Origin of the sequence: Klebsiella sp. Q2, assembly GCF_009900705.1 — a bacterium.
In the GTDB taxonomy this organism is placed as follows: Bacteria; Pseudomonadota; Gammaproteobacteria; order Enterobacterales; family Enterobacteriaceae; genus Klebsiella; species Klebsiella quasipneumoniae.
This window is the reverse complement of the sequence record NZ_JAAABE010000002.1, coordinates 248974-264292: the sequence shown is the minus strand read 5'-3', so window position 1 is coordinate 264292 and position 15319 is coordinate 248974. Positions and strand designations below refer to the sequence as shown.

Annotated in this window: 14 protein-coding genes; 7 read left to right on the top strand and 7 right to left on the bottom strand. The window is 49.1% G+C overall.

Annotation, left to right across the window (positions count from 1 at the left end; translation table 11 throughout):
• Window positions 1–57: 57 nt before the first annotated feature.
• The 3 genes from GT756_RS08955 to GT756_RS08945 all read right to left on the bottom strand — a co-directional run bounded on the left by GT756_RS08955 (window position 58) and on the right by GT756_RS08945 (window position 4623).
• Window positions 58–1461: a glycoside hydrolase family 1 protein gene (locus tag GT756_RS08955; protein WP_064794664.1), complete on the bottom strand. Its 1404-nt coding sequence runs from the start codon at window positions 1459–1461 to the stop codon at window positions 58–60.
• Window positions 1462–1495: 34 nt separating this feature from the next.
• Window positions 1496–3379: a beta-glucoside-specific PTS transporter subunit IIABC gene (locus tag GT756_RS08950; RefSeq protein ID WP_160124714.1), complete on the bottom strand. Its 1884-nt coding sequence runs from the start codon at window positions 3377–3379 to the stop codon at window positions 1496–1498.
• Window positions 3380–3735: 356 nt separating this feature from the next.
• Window positions 3736–4623 (bottom strand): LysR family transcriptional regulator, encoded by an 888-nt coding sequence (locus GT756_RS08945; RefSeq protein WP_040241338.1) that lies wholly within the window; start codon window positions 4621–4623, stop codon window positions 3736–3738.
• 284 nt (window positions 4624–4907) lie between these two features.
• Between GT756_RS08945 and GT756_RS08940 the strand changes: the two genes are divergently transcribed.
• Window positions 4908–5945 carry an aldo/keto reductase gene (locus GT756_RS08940; RefSeq protein ID WP_053810275.1) on the top strand — a complete coding sequence of 346 codons (1038 nt, stop codon included), beginning with the start codon at window positions 4908–4910 and terminating at the stop codon, window positions 5943–5945.
• A 51-nt stretch (window positions 5946–5996) separates the two neighbouring features.
• Here GT756_RS08940 and GT756_RS08935 read toward each other — a convergent pair whose 3' ends face one another.
• The 3 genes from GT756_RS08935 to GT756_RS08925 all read right to left on the bottom strand — a co-directional run bounded on the left by GT756_RS08935 (window position 5997) and on the right by GT756_RS08925 (window position 9221).
• Window positions 5997–6941: an SMP-30/gluconolactonase/LRE family protein gene (locus GT756_RS08935; RefSeq protein WP_053810274.1), complete on the bottom strand. Its 945-nt coding sequence runs from the start codon at window positions 6939–6941 to the stop codon at window positions 5997–5999.
• 65 nt (window positions 6942–7006) lie between these two features.
• Window positions 7007–8188: an aldo/keto reductase gene (locus GT756_RS08930; protein ID WP_065696975.1), complete on the bottom strand. Its 1182-nt coding sequence runs from the start codon at window positions 8186–8188 to the stop codon at window positions 7007–7009.
• Between the two features lie 46 nt (window positions 8189–8234).
• The gene (locus GT756_RS08925) at window positions 8235–9221 is read right to left on the bottom strand and encodes an aldo/keto reductase (protein ID WP_094311869.1); all 987 of its coding nucleotides are present in this window, start codon (window positions 9219–9221) and stop codon (window positions 8235–8237) included.
• Between the two features lie 213 nt (window positions 9222–9434).
• Between GT756_RS08925 and GT756_RS08920 the strand changes: the two genes are divergently transcribed.
• Entirely contained in the window at window positions 9435–10343 is a 909-nt protein-coding gene (locus GT756_RS08920; RefSeq protein WP_004184079.1) for a LysR family transcriptional regulator, read from the top strand.
• A gap of 36 nt (window positions 10344–10379) precedes the next feature.
• On the opposite strand, the gene GT756_RS08915 is transcribed toward GT756_RS08920, so the two are convergent.
• Window positions 10380–11279 (bottom strand): LysR family transcriptional regulator, encoded by a 900-nt coding sequence (locus tag GT756_RS08915; protein ID WP_053810271.1) that lies wholly within the window; start codon window positions 11277–11279, stop codon window positions 10380–10382.
• Between the two features lie 139 nt (window positions 11280–11418).
• Here GT756_RS08915 and GT756_RS08910 point away from each other — a divergent pair, with 139 nt between their 5' ends.
• From GT756_RS08910 to GT756_RS08890, 5 genes are all read left to right on the top strand, one after another.
• Entirely contained in the window at window positions 11419–11721 is a 303-nt protein-coding gene (locus GT756_RS08910; RefSeq protein WP_053810270.1) for a hypothetical protein, read from the top strand.
• A 14-nt stretch (window positions 11722–11735) separates the two neighbouring features.
• On the top strand, window positions 11736–12425 hold the full coding sequence (locus GT756_RS08905; protein ID WP_094311870.1) for a type 1 glutamine amidotransferase domain-containing protein: 690 nt from the start codon (window positions 11736–11738) through the stop codon (window positions 12423–12425).
• Window positions 12426–12509: 84 nt separating this feature from the next.
• Window positions 12510–13457, top strand: coding sequence for an aldo/keto reductase (locus GT756_RS08900; protein ID WP_136073436.1), 948 nt, complete (start codon window positions 12510–12512; stop codon window positions 13455–13457).
• Window positions 13458–13559: 102 nt separating this feature from the next.
• Complete coding sequence (locus GT756_RS08895) at window positions 13560–14594, top strand: amidohydrolase family protein (RefSeq protein WP_064187651.1); 1035 nt, start codon at window positions 13560–13562, stop codon at window positions 14592–14594.
• Window positions 14595–14745: 151 nt separating this feature from the next.
• Window positions 14746–15318, top strand: a complete 573-nt coding sequence (locus GT756_RS08890) for an NAD(P)H-dependent oxidoreductase (protein WP_064187652.1) — start codon at window positions 14746–14748, stop codon at window positions 15316–15318.
• Window position 15319 lies beyond the last annotated feature (1 nt).

Below are 15319 nucleotides of genomic sequence, written 5' to 3'. Positions count from 1 at the left end.
ATCTAATTTTTAGGTTAACCAGATGGGGTATACTTTATAATTAATCAAATAAATAATTCAGGGCCTGGACAAGCCATTCTTGCTAATCACATCTTTATACCACCAGAAGCTTTTTTTCGGGATTCTGGCGAGCTCTTTAAGATCAAATTCATCACGATCAACATATATAAATCCATACCGCTTGCCATAGCCTTGATGGGTGCTGATTAAGTCTATAGCGGCCCAGGGACAATAAGCGAAAATTTCTACACCATCGGTTATTGCAAGCTGCATTTGTTCAATATGCTTTTGTAAATAATCAATGCGGTATTGATCATCAATTTTACCATTTACAAGACAATCATGTTGACCTAACCCATTTTCAGAGATCATGATGGGTAATCGATATTTATCCCATACGGCTCTTAAAGTCGTGCGAAAACCTATAGGGTCGACCAGCCAGTTATAATCTGTTTTCTCGAGATAAGGGTTAACTGCTGCCCGATAAATACCTTCCTCACCATAGGTGATCTGCTGATCACCTTCGCGGAAGGTAATATCATGACCATCATTACGACTCGCACTGACCGTCATTGTGGCATAATAATTAATAGAAATGAAATCAGGGTTAGCATTCTTCAGTATTTCATCATCTCCCTCCAGGACATCAGGCTGATAACCTCGATCACATAAATATGACCAGGCGAGGCTGTTATATTGGCCATAAACTGCCATATCAAGATAAAGCCAACAACGAATTGCCATCCAGTTGTCTGCTGCAATAATATCCTCTGGATGGCAGGACGCTGGGTATACCGATATAATATTTGGTGCTGGTCCAATCTTACCCTCAGGCACACGTTCGTGGCACAGTTTCATCACTGCTGCCTGTGCTACAAACATATGGTGTGCTTCCTGGTAAGCGTGTTTTTTGCTGTTATGTTTTTTTCCAATGGCATTACCGTGTAAAATCATTACGTTTTGTTCGTTTATAGTTAAAAAATATTTTACCCGGTCACCAAAACGATCAAATATCAATCTCGCGTATTCTATAAATGCATCAATGGTTTTTCTTGAACTCCATCCACCTTGCTCTTCAAGTTTCAATGGCAAATCAAAGTGATACAGAGTCAATATAGGCTCTATATTGTAACGCAACAGCTCATCAATTAAATTATTATAGAAATCAACCCCTTTCTCGTTTATTTCACCTTGCCCCTGAGGCAATACTCTCGACCATGAAACTGAAAAACGATAACTTTTTAATCCCATTTGAGCAAATAAACGAACGTCTTCTTTATAGCGATGATAATGATCGCTCGCTACAGTAAAATCGGTAATGTCAGCATGCCGAGCACCAAGGGCATCCTGGACCGAAGGACCTTTGCCATCGCAATTCCACCCTCCTTCAACCTGGAAAGCTGAAGTCGATGCTCCCCATAAAAATTTATCCGGAAAAACTTTAAGATTTTTGTATAGCATATTAAGCCCTTAATATTATTGATTCGGAATACATTTATAACTTGACGCTCATTATCTTTTTCGTGGCGTCAATTACCTTGTGTTGGTCTTGTGTATATTCAAGCTCTGAAGTTTCTTCAAGATTAGTAATAATAACAGGGGTGTGCAGAGAAAGACCGGCTGCGCTAATCGCCCCAATATCAAATTCAATCATGAGTTGTCCTGAAGTCACCTTCTGTCCTTTTTCAATGTAAGACTTAAAGGGCGCCCCTTTCAATGACACGGTATCAATACCAACATGGATCAATAATTCAACACCATTATTTGATTCCAGACAGATAGCATGGAAAGTCGGGAAAACTGAAACAACGGTACCGTCAAATGGTGCCAATACCTTTCCTTCAACAGGAACGATGGCTAATCCTTTTCCAAGGGCACCGGAAGAGAAAACTTCATCCTCTACTTCTTCTAATGGGATTACATTCCCTTTTATTGGATTCATTATCCCTTCTATATTATTTTTTTCTGCTGAAATGTGCGATTCTGCAGGTGCTTCATCATTATCGGTACACACTGAAGCCGGTTCGTATTTCAGACTAAGAATATAGGTAAGGATAGCCGTTACTATAACGGAAATAAGTAATGCAATAAGAATATTAAAGATGTTCCACAGGTTCTCGCCAAGATATAAAGGCAGGGCTGGAAGTCCCGATGATCCCACGGCATAACGATACACATCTGTAATCCCGGCATATAAACCACCGCAAGCGGCTCCTGTCATACAAGCGATTAACGGGTATTTTTTTGGTAAATTTACACCATAGAGTGCAGGCTCTGTAATCCCCATTAGTGCAGTGATTCCTGAAGAACGAGCGATTTGACGAGTAGTATTATCCTGAGTTCTAAAACCAACAACCAGCGCAGCAACGGCCTGACTGATATTGGCTATCATCGCACCTGGACCAATAATATTTTCGACTTTTAATGTTGTAAGTTGTGCAATAGAAAGTGGCGTAATGCTAAAATGAATGCCAAACATAACTAATATTGGCCAAAGTGTTGCTACAAGGAAAACCACTGTCCAACTACCGACAGATTGTAAACCCACAAAAGCTAATGCAATATAATCTCCAATATACCCTCCCAGTGGACCAAGCAGCGTTAACCCTATAATACCGACAAACATCAGAGTCAACATAGGGACAAAGATAATCTTGATGGCATTAGGCACTATTGTATTCAAAAAACGTTCAACAAATGACTGTAGCCAAACAATGAGTAAAATTGGAACAACAGAGGAACCATAGTTTACGAGCCTAACAGACAACCCAAAAATCTCTATTGGATCGCCTGTCAATCGTAACTGGACAAATTGAGGATGAAGTAAAATACCACCAAGCACTGCGGCAAGTATTGGATTGCACTTTAATTTTGATGCCGCATTATAGGCAAGTAAAATTGGCAAAAAGTAAAAAACAGCGTCAGACATAAAGTTTATAACTACATAGGTCTTCTCTTCCTTACCAATAAGGTTAAACACGACAAGTAAAGCCAGCAATGCTTTTACCATCCCTGCCCCGGAAATAGCGGGTATGAGAGGGTTGAATGTTCCAGAGATAAAGTCCATAACTGAACTTAAACTTATTTTTCTATTCTTCGATGTGGATATATTAGAACTGCTGGAGCTGCGTGCTGGGTACGCGTCATTAAATGCATCAAAAACATCCTTAACATGAGTGCCGACAACCACCTGGCACTGACCTCCACTCATAATGACATTGATTACCCCTTCAAGGGATTTCAATTTAGCAATGTCAATATTATTATCAACCAAAACAAATCTCAACCGAGTTTGGCAATGGGTTAAATCTTTTACATTCCCAATCCCGCCAATATGAGAAATTATAGAGGTTATCAGATTATGGTATTTACCGCTCATTAAGATTCTCCAGTTTTTGATGCTGGGAATCTAACAGTTGAAAAATATTGAATCAAATACCTTTAAACTATGCATTACTATGCCTCACAGGCATGGTAATCGTAATGACACAGCAACAAAACCTCTTGATAATCATCGGGTTTGTTTTTTTCGCTTTTACATAAACTACTGTTACTGGTCGATTTCAGTATGTCCATAATCATAAAACGAGATCCAGATGCTACTTTTACAGCATAAGAATTCAACCTCCTTTAAATAATGTGATGGATATCACAACTATAATGAAGATAAAGAGTTCATGTTTTGGCTGTTTGTCCGGTTAAATCACCCTGACATTAATCGTTAGACGTTGGCTATTAGTATTCAGGTTGGTTCAGATAGCGTGAAATCGTTTTAACAAATAAATCTGTTGCGGTATTAAATATACGGCCTTTTTTCCATAGAACCAGGCTTTGTGTACGCCTTATCGGGTTAAACTGCCGAAAAGTTAATCCATTCACATTACGTACAAGTGGGCTATCAATACATACCACGTAACAAATACCTTTCCTGACGCTTTGAATAGGTATGACAAGACTGTTGTAGGTTCCTAATATATTAATATGATATTTCGAGCGGCCAAACCAGTTTTCTATTTCATTAATAACAGAAGGCCTCGCTGGAAGCATCAGTGGCTGATGGATCAGATCTTTCATTTCAACTTTTTCCTTTTTGGCTAAAGGATCGTCGACGGGTAGCAGCACACCCCATTCTTCATATGTGGGTAATCTTATGACGTTATAACTTAATGTATCAACCGGGTCTAATAACACACAAATATCAACCTCTCCTTCATCCATTTTTTTGATGATATATTCTGTTACGCCAGAATAGAAGTTAAACCTGACGTTAGGGTAAGATAAAGAGAAGGGTTTAATTAAGTCTAAAAGTAATTCGCTACCCTGTGACTCCACTATTCCAATGGTAACTTCACCAGAAACTAAAACATTCTTTTCGGTTAGTTCTTTTATTGTTAGTGCAGCAAGATCCAAAATATCTCTGGCGCGACTCTTTAATAATTTACCTTCTGGTGTGAGGGTCATTGCCCTGCCATTTTTTTCGAACAACTCCACACCAAGGCTCTGTTCAAGCATTATTAGCTGGCGACTTAATGTTGGCTGCGTAATGTGTAGCAAATCCGCAGCCTTGGTAATATTGTTAGTGTTTGAAACGGTCAGGAAGTAACGTAGAATTTTTAGGTCCATATAGCCACCAAATTTAACATATGAATCCCAACTATACTTGAGATATTAATAAGTGTTAACAGCCCATGGAGATTTTTGTTACCAATAGCGCATTATGAAAGCAGGGATGTTTGATGCGATCACCAATGTTACTTTGTCGGGACTGTACTTCGATTTTAATTCCATTGTCGACTACTTGTGAAAAAAACTCATAACACCATTCAATGGCGCATGCTGGTTCCCTTCATACCAGTGCAATACCCTGTCACATACAGAATTGCTGGCAATAAAAGAAGGAACACCGAATGAAGTATGTGAATCTGGGTCGTAGCGGGTTGAAAGTCTCCCGTCTTTGTCTCGGTTGTATGAGCTATGGCGAACCTGAACGGTTGCCTCAACCCTGGTCCCTGGATGAAAAGGCGTCACGTCCGCTCATTCGCCAGGCGCTTGAAGCCGGCATTAATTTTTTTGATACCGCGAATATCTACTCAGGCGGAAGTTCTGAAGAGATTACTGGAAAAGCGCTGAGAGAAATGGCCAGACGTGACGAGATCGTTGTAGCGACAAAGACCTTCTTTCCGTGGCGCAACTCACCCAATACCGGGTTTCTTTCCCGCAAGGCCATTTTTCAGTCTATTGACGATAGCCTGATGCGCTTAGGCATGGATTATGTGGATCTCTTTCAGATTCACCGCTTTGACCACTCCACGCCTGTTGAAGAGACCATGGAGGCTCTGCATGACCTCGTTAAAGCAGGAAAAGTACGTTACATCGGCGCATCTTCTATGGAAGCCTGGCGCTTTGCAAAAATGCAGCATACCGCTGAGCGTAACGGCTGGACCCGATTTATCACGATGCAACCGCAATACAACCTGCTTTACCGGGAAGAAGAGCGCGAGATGCTGCCCCTGTGTGAAGACCAGGGCGTTGGGGTGATCCCCTGGAGTCCGATGGCACGCGGCAGGCTCACGCGCGACTGGAGTGTCACGTCCCGACGAACGCAAAACGATGCCTTTGCGTTAAAAATGTATGAGAACGCAGCCCTTCTGGATAAGCCCGTTATTGATGTTGTTGCCAGCATTGCTGAAAAGCACGCGGTGCCAAGAGCTCATGTTGCAATTGCCTGGCTGTTATCAAAATCCGTCATCACAGCACCGATCATTGGCGCAACGAAACCAGAACATCTTTCCACGGCTATCAGCGCGCTGGACTTTTCTCTGAGCGATGCCGAAATCATGGAACTCGAGGCACACTATCTGCCGCACCCCGTTGACGGGATCATTCCCCCGCTTCCGGATACGCCGCCTTCCCTCACGCCGCCTTCAGCAATCCAGAACTGTTAACACCCAGCCCTGGCCCGGCGTTGCCGGGTCTCCCAGACCACTCACTCCCGGTCACTGATGTGAAAAGGGAAACGGTGCCGGCGCGAATGCGCCCGATCGAAAAATCATCGCTCCACCAGGTTCGGTCCCGCTGTTGGCGACAATAAACAACTCGCGATGCCCGGGGCGGATCGCCAGGCTTGTCGATTTAAGGTTACGGCCTTTGTCGCGGTCAGGCAGCACAATTTGCCCAATCGGCAGTCCGTTGCGGTTGAAGACCATGACGCGGCCCTGGCCTGAGATGGCCACATATACATTGCCTTCGCTGTCGACACGGGCCCCGTCTGGCGCCGGCCCGGTGAACTGATAGGTAACAACTGAACCAAACGGGGCGACCGTGGTGGCGTCTGACAGTCTTACGCGATGAAGCCTGTTTTTAGCGTGTTCTGTGGCCCATATCTGAGAGCCAGCGGGGTCAATCGCTATGCCGTTCCCGACCGCGAGTCCAGGCAGGATGGCATGAATTGACCCGACATTGGGACTAACGTAGAACACCCCACCCTGTGGATCGGCTGAATTTCCCCGGCTGTCAGTGAAATAAAATCCGCCCTGATTATCAAAGACCAGGTCGTTGACAAGAAATCCGGCATCAGGAGCAACAATCATCTGCTCACCGGTGCCGTTGGGTTCGATAGCCCGAACAGAACCTCGCTGCATATCGCCCACCGAGGCGATAAAGATCCGTCCATCTTTGTGTACCGCCAGGCCGGAAGCACCAAACGTATTCTCCTTAAGGACAATGTAAAGCTGCCGCTCCGGGGTTAGCTTAAACACGCGCCCCGTTGCCACATCAACAAACAGCAGGTTATTGTTCCGATCGAACACGATCCCTTCGAGCACGAGCGATGCCTGTGAAACGCTGAAGTACGGCTGGGCCTCCACGGTCTGAAGAGAACGCTCCCAGGGCGGTATGGGGACGGCACTGCATGTAAGCGCGTTATGATTTAGTCCATTCATGTGGTTTATCCCCGGCAATAATACAGAGGGAGACTTCACCTGCAGTCTCCCTGTGACAGCAGGTATTAACTTTTATCAAACTGACTTTCGGTAAACGGATCGGCGCGACCGCCCTGCAATGGGATTTTGGCAAGCGCCGCATCGATTTCGCGTAGCTCGCTGTCCGTCAACCGGACTTGCGGTGCGCCGCTGTTTTCTATCAGGTGCGGATATTGCGTCGTACCCGGGATAGGGACAATCCAGGGCCGCTGCGCCATCACCCAGGCCAGCGCGAACTGAACCGGAGTGGTGTTTTTGCGACGGGCCCACGACTGCGCGAATTCAAGCAGCACCATGTTTTTGGCCAGGGCATCGGGCTGGAAGCGTGGCAGGTTATGCCGCCGATCGGTGCTGTCGAACCGCTGGCTTGGATTGACTGCTCCGGCAAGGAAGCTGCGGGCAGTCGGGCAGTAAGGTACGAAACCGATACCCAGCTCTTCGAGCGTTGGAAATATCCGCGTCTCCGGTTCCCGCCACCACATGGCATACTCACTCTGCACTGCAGTCACAGGGAGTACCGCATGTGCGCGCCGGATTGTCCTGGCACTCGCTTCCGACAGTCCCCAGTGTTTCACTTTCCCCTCCTGGATCAGCGCCTTCACGGTTTCCGCCACATCCTCGATCGGCACATTCGGGTCGGGGCGATGCTGATAGAGAAGATCGATGTGGTCCGTTTTCAGACGCTTTAGTGAGCCTTCTACGGCGCGGCGGATATGGTCAGGATGGCTGTTAAGGGAAGTGGGCTTCCCCTCCTCCACGCCGAAGCCGAACTTGGTGGCAATCACCACACGATCGCGAACGGGGGCCAGTGCTTCCCCGACAAATTCTTCACTGAGATGGGGGCCGTACACCTCGGCAGTATCAAAGAACGTGATACCTTGTTCGAAGGCTGCCCGGATGAGCGAAACCATGGCTTTACGATCGCGCGGACCTCCGCCGTAATAGCCCACCATCGGCAGGCACCCGAGTCCCATGCCGGAAACCTCCAGCGAGCCGAGTTTACGCGTGGTTAAGGTTTCCTTCTGGACGGGAACAGCATCCGCAGGGGCGTTCGGCGTGTCCTGACCAGCCGGTTTCGCCATCACGGCGCCGCTCCTGCCAAGGGTGGTTGCGGCCAACGCCAGACCGGCGCCGGCGATCAGAAAATTGCGCCGGTCCCAGGAAGCGGGTACGGCAGCAGAAGGCTGGTCATGCATCATCTTGCTCATAAACTGGAACTCCCTATAACGAAGAAAGGATTCATCAATTTGGTCATTACCAGGCGTAAGCCTGAGGCGCTTCTCCCCCGGGGCCTGGCCAGATTTCGTCGAGACAGCTCATGGTGTCGTCTGATAGCGTGACTGTCGTTGCGTGAAGCGCCTGCTGGAGTTGTTCGACCGTACGAGGCCCAATCAGTGGAGCGGTAACGACAGGATTCTGCAGGAGCCAGGCCAGCGCCACATCGGAAGGGGTTTCGCCGAGGTTCTCACATAATCCTTCATAGGCTTCCAGCTGCGGACGATACTGTTCAATTTGGCGGGCAAACGCGGGCCTTGCTCGGCGCCCGCTTGCCATCTTTTTCAGTACGCCGCCAAGCAACCCTCCGGCAAGCGGGCTCCAGGGGATCAGTCCCAGGCCAAAATGACGGCATGCGGGAATGAGCTCCAGCTCAATAGTTCGGGCAGTCAGATTGTAGAGACTTTGCTCGGCGACCAGGCCCAGGAAATGACGGGCCGTGGCGACTGACTGCGCAGTCGCAATGTCCCAGCCGGCGAAATTGCTGCTACCGATATAAAGAACCTTTCCCTGCTGAACAAGCAGTTCCATGGCCTGCCAGATCTCTTCCCACGGTGTATGACGATCGATGTGATGCATCTGATAGACGTCAATATGGTCGGTCTTAAGACGTCGCAAACTGTCCTCGCAGGCCTTGCGAATATGGTAAGCAGAAAGCCGGCGATCGTTCGGACCAGGTCCCATAGGCTGATAGACTTTCGTCGCCAGAACGATACGGTCACGGCGGCCACCCTGCTGAAGCCAGCGACCAATAATTTCCTCGGACAGCCCTGAGCCTTGCTGGATATCGGGGGATTGTTCGGTGCCATACACGTCCGCTGTATCAATGAAATTGATACCCGCCTCAAGCGCTTCATCCAGAATGCGGGCACTGGTTTTCTCGTCGGTGACGTCACCAAAATTCATGGTTCCGAGACAAAGGCGGCTGACTTTCAGGCCGGTGCGGCCAAGATGCGTATAGTTCATAAACGGCTCCGTTAGGTGAATGTTCCGCCCTGGCCCACCAGCCAGAGTGCATAATTTTCAAGAATAACGAAGCACAACGTGTTCAGTGAGAGGACATGAATGGATGGACTTGTGAATAAAATTCAGCAACGGATTAGCCCTAATCGGTCTAAGGTGTATATCATTTCCTTATCAACGCATTCGGGCCTTAACGCACAAGGAAAACTATTCTGTATGCAAATAAGCAGAGCTGATGTTGCCGATCTCATTTATTTCATGGCGATTGCACGTCATCGCAGCTTCAGCCGTGCGGCGATTGAACTAGGCGTCAGTGCATCAGCGCTGAGTCATGCCCTGAAGGGACTGGAAACCCGGCTCGGGGTTCGCCTGCTTAATCGCACGACCAAGAGCGTCACCCCTACGGCAGCTGGTGAGGAACTGGTTCAGTCTGTTCTTCAGCCTTTCGACACCATAGAAGGCGCGCTTGAATCGCTTAACCGGTATCGCAATACCCCTACCGGACGTATCCGCATCAATGCAGCCGTTGAAGCGGCAAATCTTTTGCTTGCGCCGGTCATGCCCGCTTTTATGGATCGCTATCCCGATATTGAAATCGATATTGTGGCCAGCAACCGTATGGTTGACGTCACTGATGCGGGCTTCGATGCCGGCATCCGCTATGGCGGCACCGTCCCGGAGGATATGGTTGCCCGGCGTTTATCCGCCGATATTCGCTGGGTTATCGCGGCCTCCCCCGACTACCTGGAACGCTACGGAACGCCTGAACATCCGGATGATTTATTACACCATCGCTGCATCAGCAATCGTCTCGGCGACGATCGGGTTTATCGCTGGGAACTTAAGCGAGACGGCGAAACATACCAAATGACAGTGCCAGGCTCAGTGACGGTCAATCATGCCGAAACGGGCCTTGTGGCCGTACTGGGCGGGGCTGGCCTGATGTATTTTCCGGAGCCTCTCGTTGCTCCCTATGTCAAGGATGGGCGGCTCCGCCTGGTGCTTACGGAATGGTCCCCGCTGGAGGAAGGTTTTCATATCTATTATTCAAGCCGCCGGCAACTGCCGACCGGGCTTCGTCTTCTGATTGAGTTTATACAGGAGGCCAGGCCGCTGGGGTTGTGAAATAGCGCCTCCATACTGAACAATGAGTTAACGTCTTTATCGCCTCGTAGCGGATAGCAGAAAATCAATCAGGGTCTTCACTCTTTTCGTTTTACCCGCGTTTTTGGGATAATAGAGATAAACTGGCGGGTAGGTTTTCCAGTAGCACTCCATCACGGGGATAAAGTGCTCCCTGTCGGGCTGTAACTGCCAGATGGGTTCAAACAGGCGTCCAATTCCCAGCCCGTTACGGATCCCGTCAGCCATAACATCGATATCGTTACTGATTAACTGCCCGGGCATCTCAACCGTCAGTTGTTCTCCGTGGTCGTTCAGGAGCAACGGAAGGATGCGGTTGTTAGTGATAAAACGGTAGCCAATCAGCTTGTGTTGACTGAGGTCTGCCGGCACCTCAGGCATTCCATGCTCGCTGATATAAGCTGAGGATGCATATAATCCTTCACGAAAGGGTTTCATTAACGGCCGCGCCACCACCCCGCCTTCAAGAATATCGCCAAAACGGATCCCCAGATCAAAACGTTCTTCGATGATATTCACGGTACCGTCATAGACCGATATTTCCAGCTGTATGCCCGGATATTGCTGACAGAATTTCGCCATTGCAGGCTTAAGAATTAACAAATAGGCAAAACGCGAGAGTGTGATTCGCACGATACCAGAGGGCTCCTGATTCTGGTCGCGAATGCTTTCAAGCGAATTTTCCAGCGACTCCACCGCCGCAGCGGTCTGTTCTAGCAACAGCTGCCCGGTTTCCGTCAGCTCAATACGGCGGGTCGTACGCACAAAAAGCGGATGGCCAATATGCTCTTCAAGCAGCTTAAGCGCATTGCTGACGGAAGGAGGCGTAATTGCCAGTTTTCTTGCGGCTGCCGAAATATTACCCTCACGTGCAATGCTCTGAAAGATGCGTATCTGGTTATAAAGGGCATTATTCATAATGTGTTCCTTAAACAATCTCCGCCAGATTATTAAGTACAGTCTAAAGATGCTTAAGTCAATGCTCCTCTAATCTTCATGAAATTCGCCTCTTATACTTTTATCTCTTTCTACAACGACCTGAGTTCAGGAGACTATGATGCGAATTTTATGTCTGGATATCCCCGCACCTGGAGCATCGCTGGAAAAATATGCTCCACACCTTAACGCTGAAGCCCTGCACGCCTGGGGATTGTATAAATCCGGCTTCATCCGCGACATCTACTTCCGTCAGGACAGACCTGGCGTCGCTATTTTTCTTGAATGTGACTCTGTCGATGAAGCGGTGAACGTCATGGCCGAATTCCCGCTGGCAAAAGCAGGCTTATTAAGCTTCGAGTGCATTCCGCTTGGCTCCTTTATTAACTGGGAAAATCTTTTTGCCGCTGAATTCAAAAAGTAAAAGTGAGGCCCGATATGAAACCTGCAGATAAACCCGTGCTGTGTGTTGTCTCCAGCCATCCAATTAAAGGTGCATCCGGTGTACCGACCGGTTTTTTCCTGGCCGAGCTGACGCATCCGCTGAAAGTACTGGAAGATGCCGGACTAAAAACGACGATAGCCAGCATTCGTGGGGGACAGCCGCCGGTGGATGGATTTGACCTCAGTGACCCTGTCAACGCCTGGTACTGGAACGAAACCGATTTTCAGCAGCGCCTGGCCACAACGCCTGCGTTATCCGAGCTGAACGGTACCGATTACAGCGCCGTTTTCTTTGCGGGTGGCCATGGAACCATGTGGGATTTCCGTGATAGCCAGGATGCCCAGCGTATTATCCGCGAAGTGTATGAAAATGATGGGATTGTCTCAGCCGTCTGCCACGGGCCTGCGGCACTGGTTGACGCAAAGCTCAGTAGCGGGGAATACCTGGTAAAAGGCAAAAACGTGGCGGCCTTTACCAACAAGGAAGAGGAAGAAGTTCACACCACAGATGTGGTTCCCTTCCTGCTTGAGACTGCACTCCGCGAGCATGGCGCGCTTCATCATGAAGCCCCGAACTGGTCTGAAAACGTGGTTACCGACGGTCGCCTTATCACGGGGCAGAATCCCGCTTCAGCGCACGGTGTCGGTGTGGCGCTGTTAAATGCGCTCCGCCAGACAGCTTAATTCATTCATCTGTCTTTCATCGTTACTCACCCTCTTTGGCCGGTTTACGTCAGCAACGATCCGGCCTTTTTTCAGGAGCTGAATATGAAAACTCTTCCTCCCGTCGCGCTCGGCACATGGTCCTGGGGCACAGGCTTTGCCGGTGGCGACACCGTCTTCGGCAATCATCTTTCTGATACTCAGATGGCAGACGTGTTCACCACGGCCATGAGTAAGGGCCTCAATCTCTGGGATACCGCAGCAGTATATGGCATGGGGAGTTCAGAGGCTGCGCTGGGAACGTTAGTCCGTCAATTCCCCCGCGAGGATATGATTTTATCCACCAAATTCACGCCGCAGATTGCGAACGAACAGTCAGCGCAGCCTGTCAGCGATATGCTTGAGGCCAGCCTGGGACGCCTGGGTGTGGACGCGATTGATTTCTACTGGATCCATAATCCCCTCGATGTTGAGAAATGGACGCCAGGACTGATCCCACTTTTACAAAGCGGTAAGGTCAAACGCGTCGGTGTTTCCAACCACAATCTGGCACAAATCAGACGCGCCAACGAAATCCTTAACGCTTCCGGTTATTCCCTCAGTGCAGTACAGAATCACTACAGCCTGCTCTATCGCGCCTCTGAAGAGGCCGGGATCCTTGATTATTGCCGACAAAATAACATCACGTTCTTTGCTTACATGGTCCTGGAGCAAGGCGCGCTCAGTGGTCGTTATGATTCAAATCATCCCATGCCTGCCGGGAGTGGCCGGGCCGAAAGTTATAACGCAGTACTGCCGCAGATAGAAAGATTAACCGCCGCCATGAAAAAAATGGGAGCCGAAAGGAATGCCAGCGTTGCACAGATAGCCATCGCATGGGCTATTGCAAAAGGTACCCTTCCCCTCATCGGCGCGACTAAAGTCCATCACGTTCTGGACGCCGCCTGCGCTTCAGACATCCAGTTACGCGATGAGGAAATCATCCTGCTGGAACAACTCGCCACAGAGACCAGAGTGGATACACGAGGCGCCTGGGAAAAACCGATGGTGTAACGCCCGTCCGGGACAGACTGTCATGAATGACACACACGAACGGGCTGTTCCGGGTGATCCTAATCTGTATCACTTTTACTGCTTTGTATGAAGGGTGAGAATATGAAAATCATTTGCCTCGAAGAACATTATCTCGACAGCGAGTTAGGGCGAGCGTGTATGCCTGTTGCGCTTGAGCAGGCGCCTTTCCTTGGCGACTGGGGGAAAACCGTCGCTGATGGTCATAATCCTGACCGAAGCCGGCCGCAGATAGAAAAGAATGCGCTGATAAACGCGAAAGGCGCAGATTTGGGAAGCCGCCGCCTCAGGGATATGGATGAGGCTGGAATTACCCTGCAGATCCTCTCAGTGGGTGGATTCCCCCAGCTGGCACCCGGGGATGAAGCGGTAACATTAAATGCGGCGGCAAACGACCGCCTTGCCGGGGCGGTAAGAAATCACCCGGATCGCTTCGCGGCATTTGCCACACTTCCCTGGGCACAGCCGGAAGAGGCTGAAAAAGAGCTTGTCCGTGCAGTAGAAGAACTGGGATTTAAAGGGGCACTTCTCAATGGCCGACCCTCTTCATGCTTTCTCGATCATCCTGACTATGACTCCCTGCTTTCCCGCTTTAATAAACTGAATGTGCCACTCTACCTTCATCCCGGATTACCGTTTAAAAGCGTGCAACAGGCCTACTTCACGGGCTTCAGCGCAGAGGTCAACGCCAGGCTCTCTATGTTTGGCTGGGGCTGGCATCACGAAGCCGGGATCCATTTGTTACGGCTGATGTTATCGGGCGCATTTGATAAATATCCCCACCTGCAGGTAATCAGTGGTCACTGGGGAGAGATGCTGCCATTCTGGCTTCAACGTCTTGATGACAGTCTTCCACTGGCTGCAACGGGTCTGTCACGAACGCTAACGAGGACCTTCCAGGAGCACGTTTACGTTACCCCGTCAGGTATGCTGACACTGCCGCACTTCAAGTTTATCTACGAGTTAATGGGGGCAGAAAGGATCCTGTTCTCCGTCGATTATCCCTATCAGACCCTGGACGGTGTAAAAACATTTATCGACAGTCTGCCCGTCAACAAGGCTGAAAAAGAGGCCATCGCGTTTCGCAATGCAGAACGTTTACTGAGCATCACGGTGTAGTTCACGGGTTCATGATGACTGAGCACAATGAGAACGGCCGACCATTATTAGTTTTTGTCTAAAAGTGAATGAGTCTTTACTGCTCTAAAAAAAATAATGTTGTCACTCTATACTGGGTTAAATATCCACCAATGATGTTTAACTGATTGAAATGAAAAATATCCTTGTCGTTTCAGGTCATCCTGAGCTGAACCATTCCGTCGCCAACGCCACTATCCTTGATGAAGTGGCGACCGCCCTTCCCGATGCTGAAATTCGTCGTCTGGACTGGCTCTATCCGGACGGCAACTTCAATATCGCTGCGGAGCAGGAAAGCCTGCTCAGGGCCGATGTGATTGTCTGGCAGTTTCCTTTTTCCTGGTATGGGCTACCCGGGGTAATGAAACAATGGCTGGACGAGGTCTTTGTCCACGGCTTCGCGCATGGCTCAACGGCGAAACTGCGCGGTAAAAAGCTGCTCCTCTCCTTCACTACCGGGGCGCCACAGGCGCTCTATACCGCTGACGGTTTCTTTGGCCATGCCATTGAAGCGTATCTTATTCCGTTCGAGACCACGGCAAGGCTGTGCAATCTTGAGCTGCTGGCGCCGGTTTATACCTGCGGTATCAGCTATGCCGACCGGGATGCCGACAAAATCGCGCAGCAAAAAACGCTTGCCCGGGAACACGCTTCAAGGCTTGTCGATCTGCTCAATTCCGTCGTGAATAATCCAAAGGGAGAATAAA

Coding starts and splice junctions, on each gene's coding strand:
- GT756_RS08890 (WP_064187652.1), top strand. CDS start 14,746: ATGAAAAATATCCTTGTCGTTTCAGGTCATCCTGAGCTGAACCATTCC.
- GT756_RS08945 (WP_040241338.1), bottom strand. CDS start 4,623: ATGGACCTAAAAATTCTACGTTACTTCCTGACCGTTTCAAACACTAAC.
- GT756_RS08950 (WP_160124714.1), bottom strand. CDS start 3,379: ATGAGCGGTAAATACCATAATCTGATAACCTCTATAATTTCTCATATT.
- GT756_RS08935 (WP_053810274.1), bottom strand. CDS start 6,941: ATGAATGGACTAAATCATAACGCGCTTACATGCAGTGCCGTCCCCATA.
- GT756_RS08930 (WP_065696975.1), bottom strand. CDS start 8,188: ATGAGCAAGATGATGCATGACCAGCCTTCTGCTGCCGTACCCGCTTCC.
- GT756_RS08900 (WP_136073436.1), top strand. CDS start 12,510: ATGAAAACTCTTCCTCCCGTCGCGCTCGGCACATGGTCCTGGGGCACA.
- GT756_RS08910 (WP_053810270.1), top strand. CDS start 11,419: ATGCGAATTTTATGTCTGGATATCCCCGCACCTGGAGCATCGCTGGAA.
- GT756_RS08925 (WP_094311869.1), bottom strand. CDS start 9,221: ATGAACTATACGCATCTTGGCCGCACCGGCCTGAAAGTCAGCCGCCTT.
- GT756_RS08895 (WP_064187651.1), top strand. CDS start 13,560: ATGAAAATCATTTGCCTCGAAGAACATTATCTCGACAGCGAGTTAGGG.
- GT756_RS08915 (WP_053810271.1), bottom strand. CDS start 11,279: ATGAATAATGCCCTTTATAACCAGATACGCATCTTTCAGAGCATTGCA.
- GT756_RS08905 (WP_094311870.1), top strand. CDS start 11,736: ATGAAACCTGCAGATAAACCCGTGCTGTGTGTTGTCTCCAGCCATCCA.
- GT756_RS08940 (WP_053810275.1), top strand. CDS start 4,908: ATGAAGTATGTGAATCTGGGTCGTAGCGGGTTGAAAGTCTCCCGTCTT.
- GT756_RS08955 (WP_064794664.1), bottom strand. CDS start 1,461: ATGCTATACAAAAATCTTAAAGTTTTTCCGGATAAATTTTTATGGGGA.
- GT756_RS08920 (WP_004184079.1), top strand. CDS start 9,435: ATGCAAATAAGCAGAGCTGATGTTGCCGATCTCATTTATTTCATGGCG.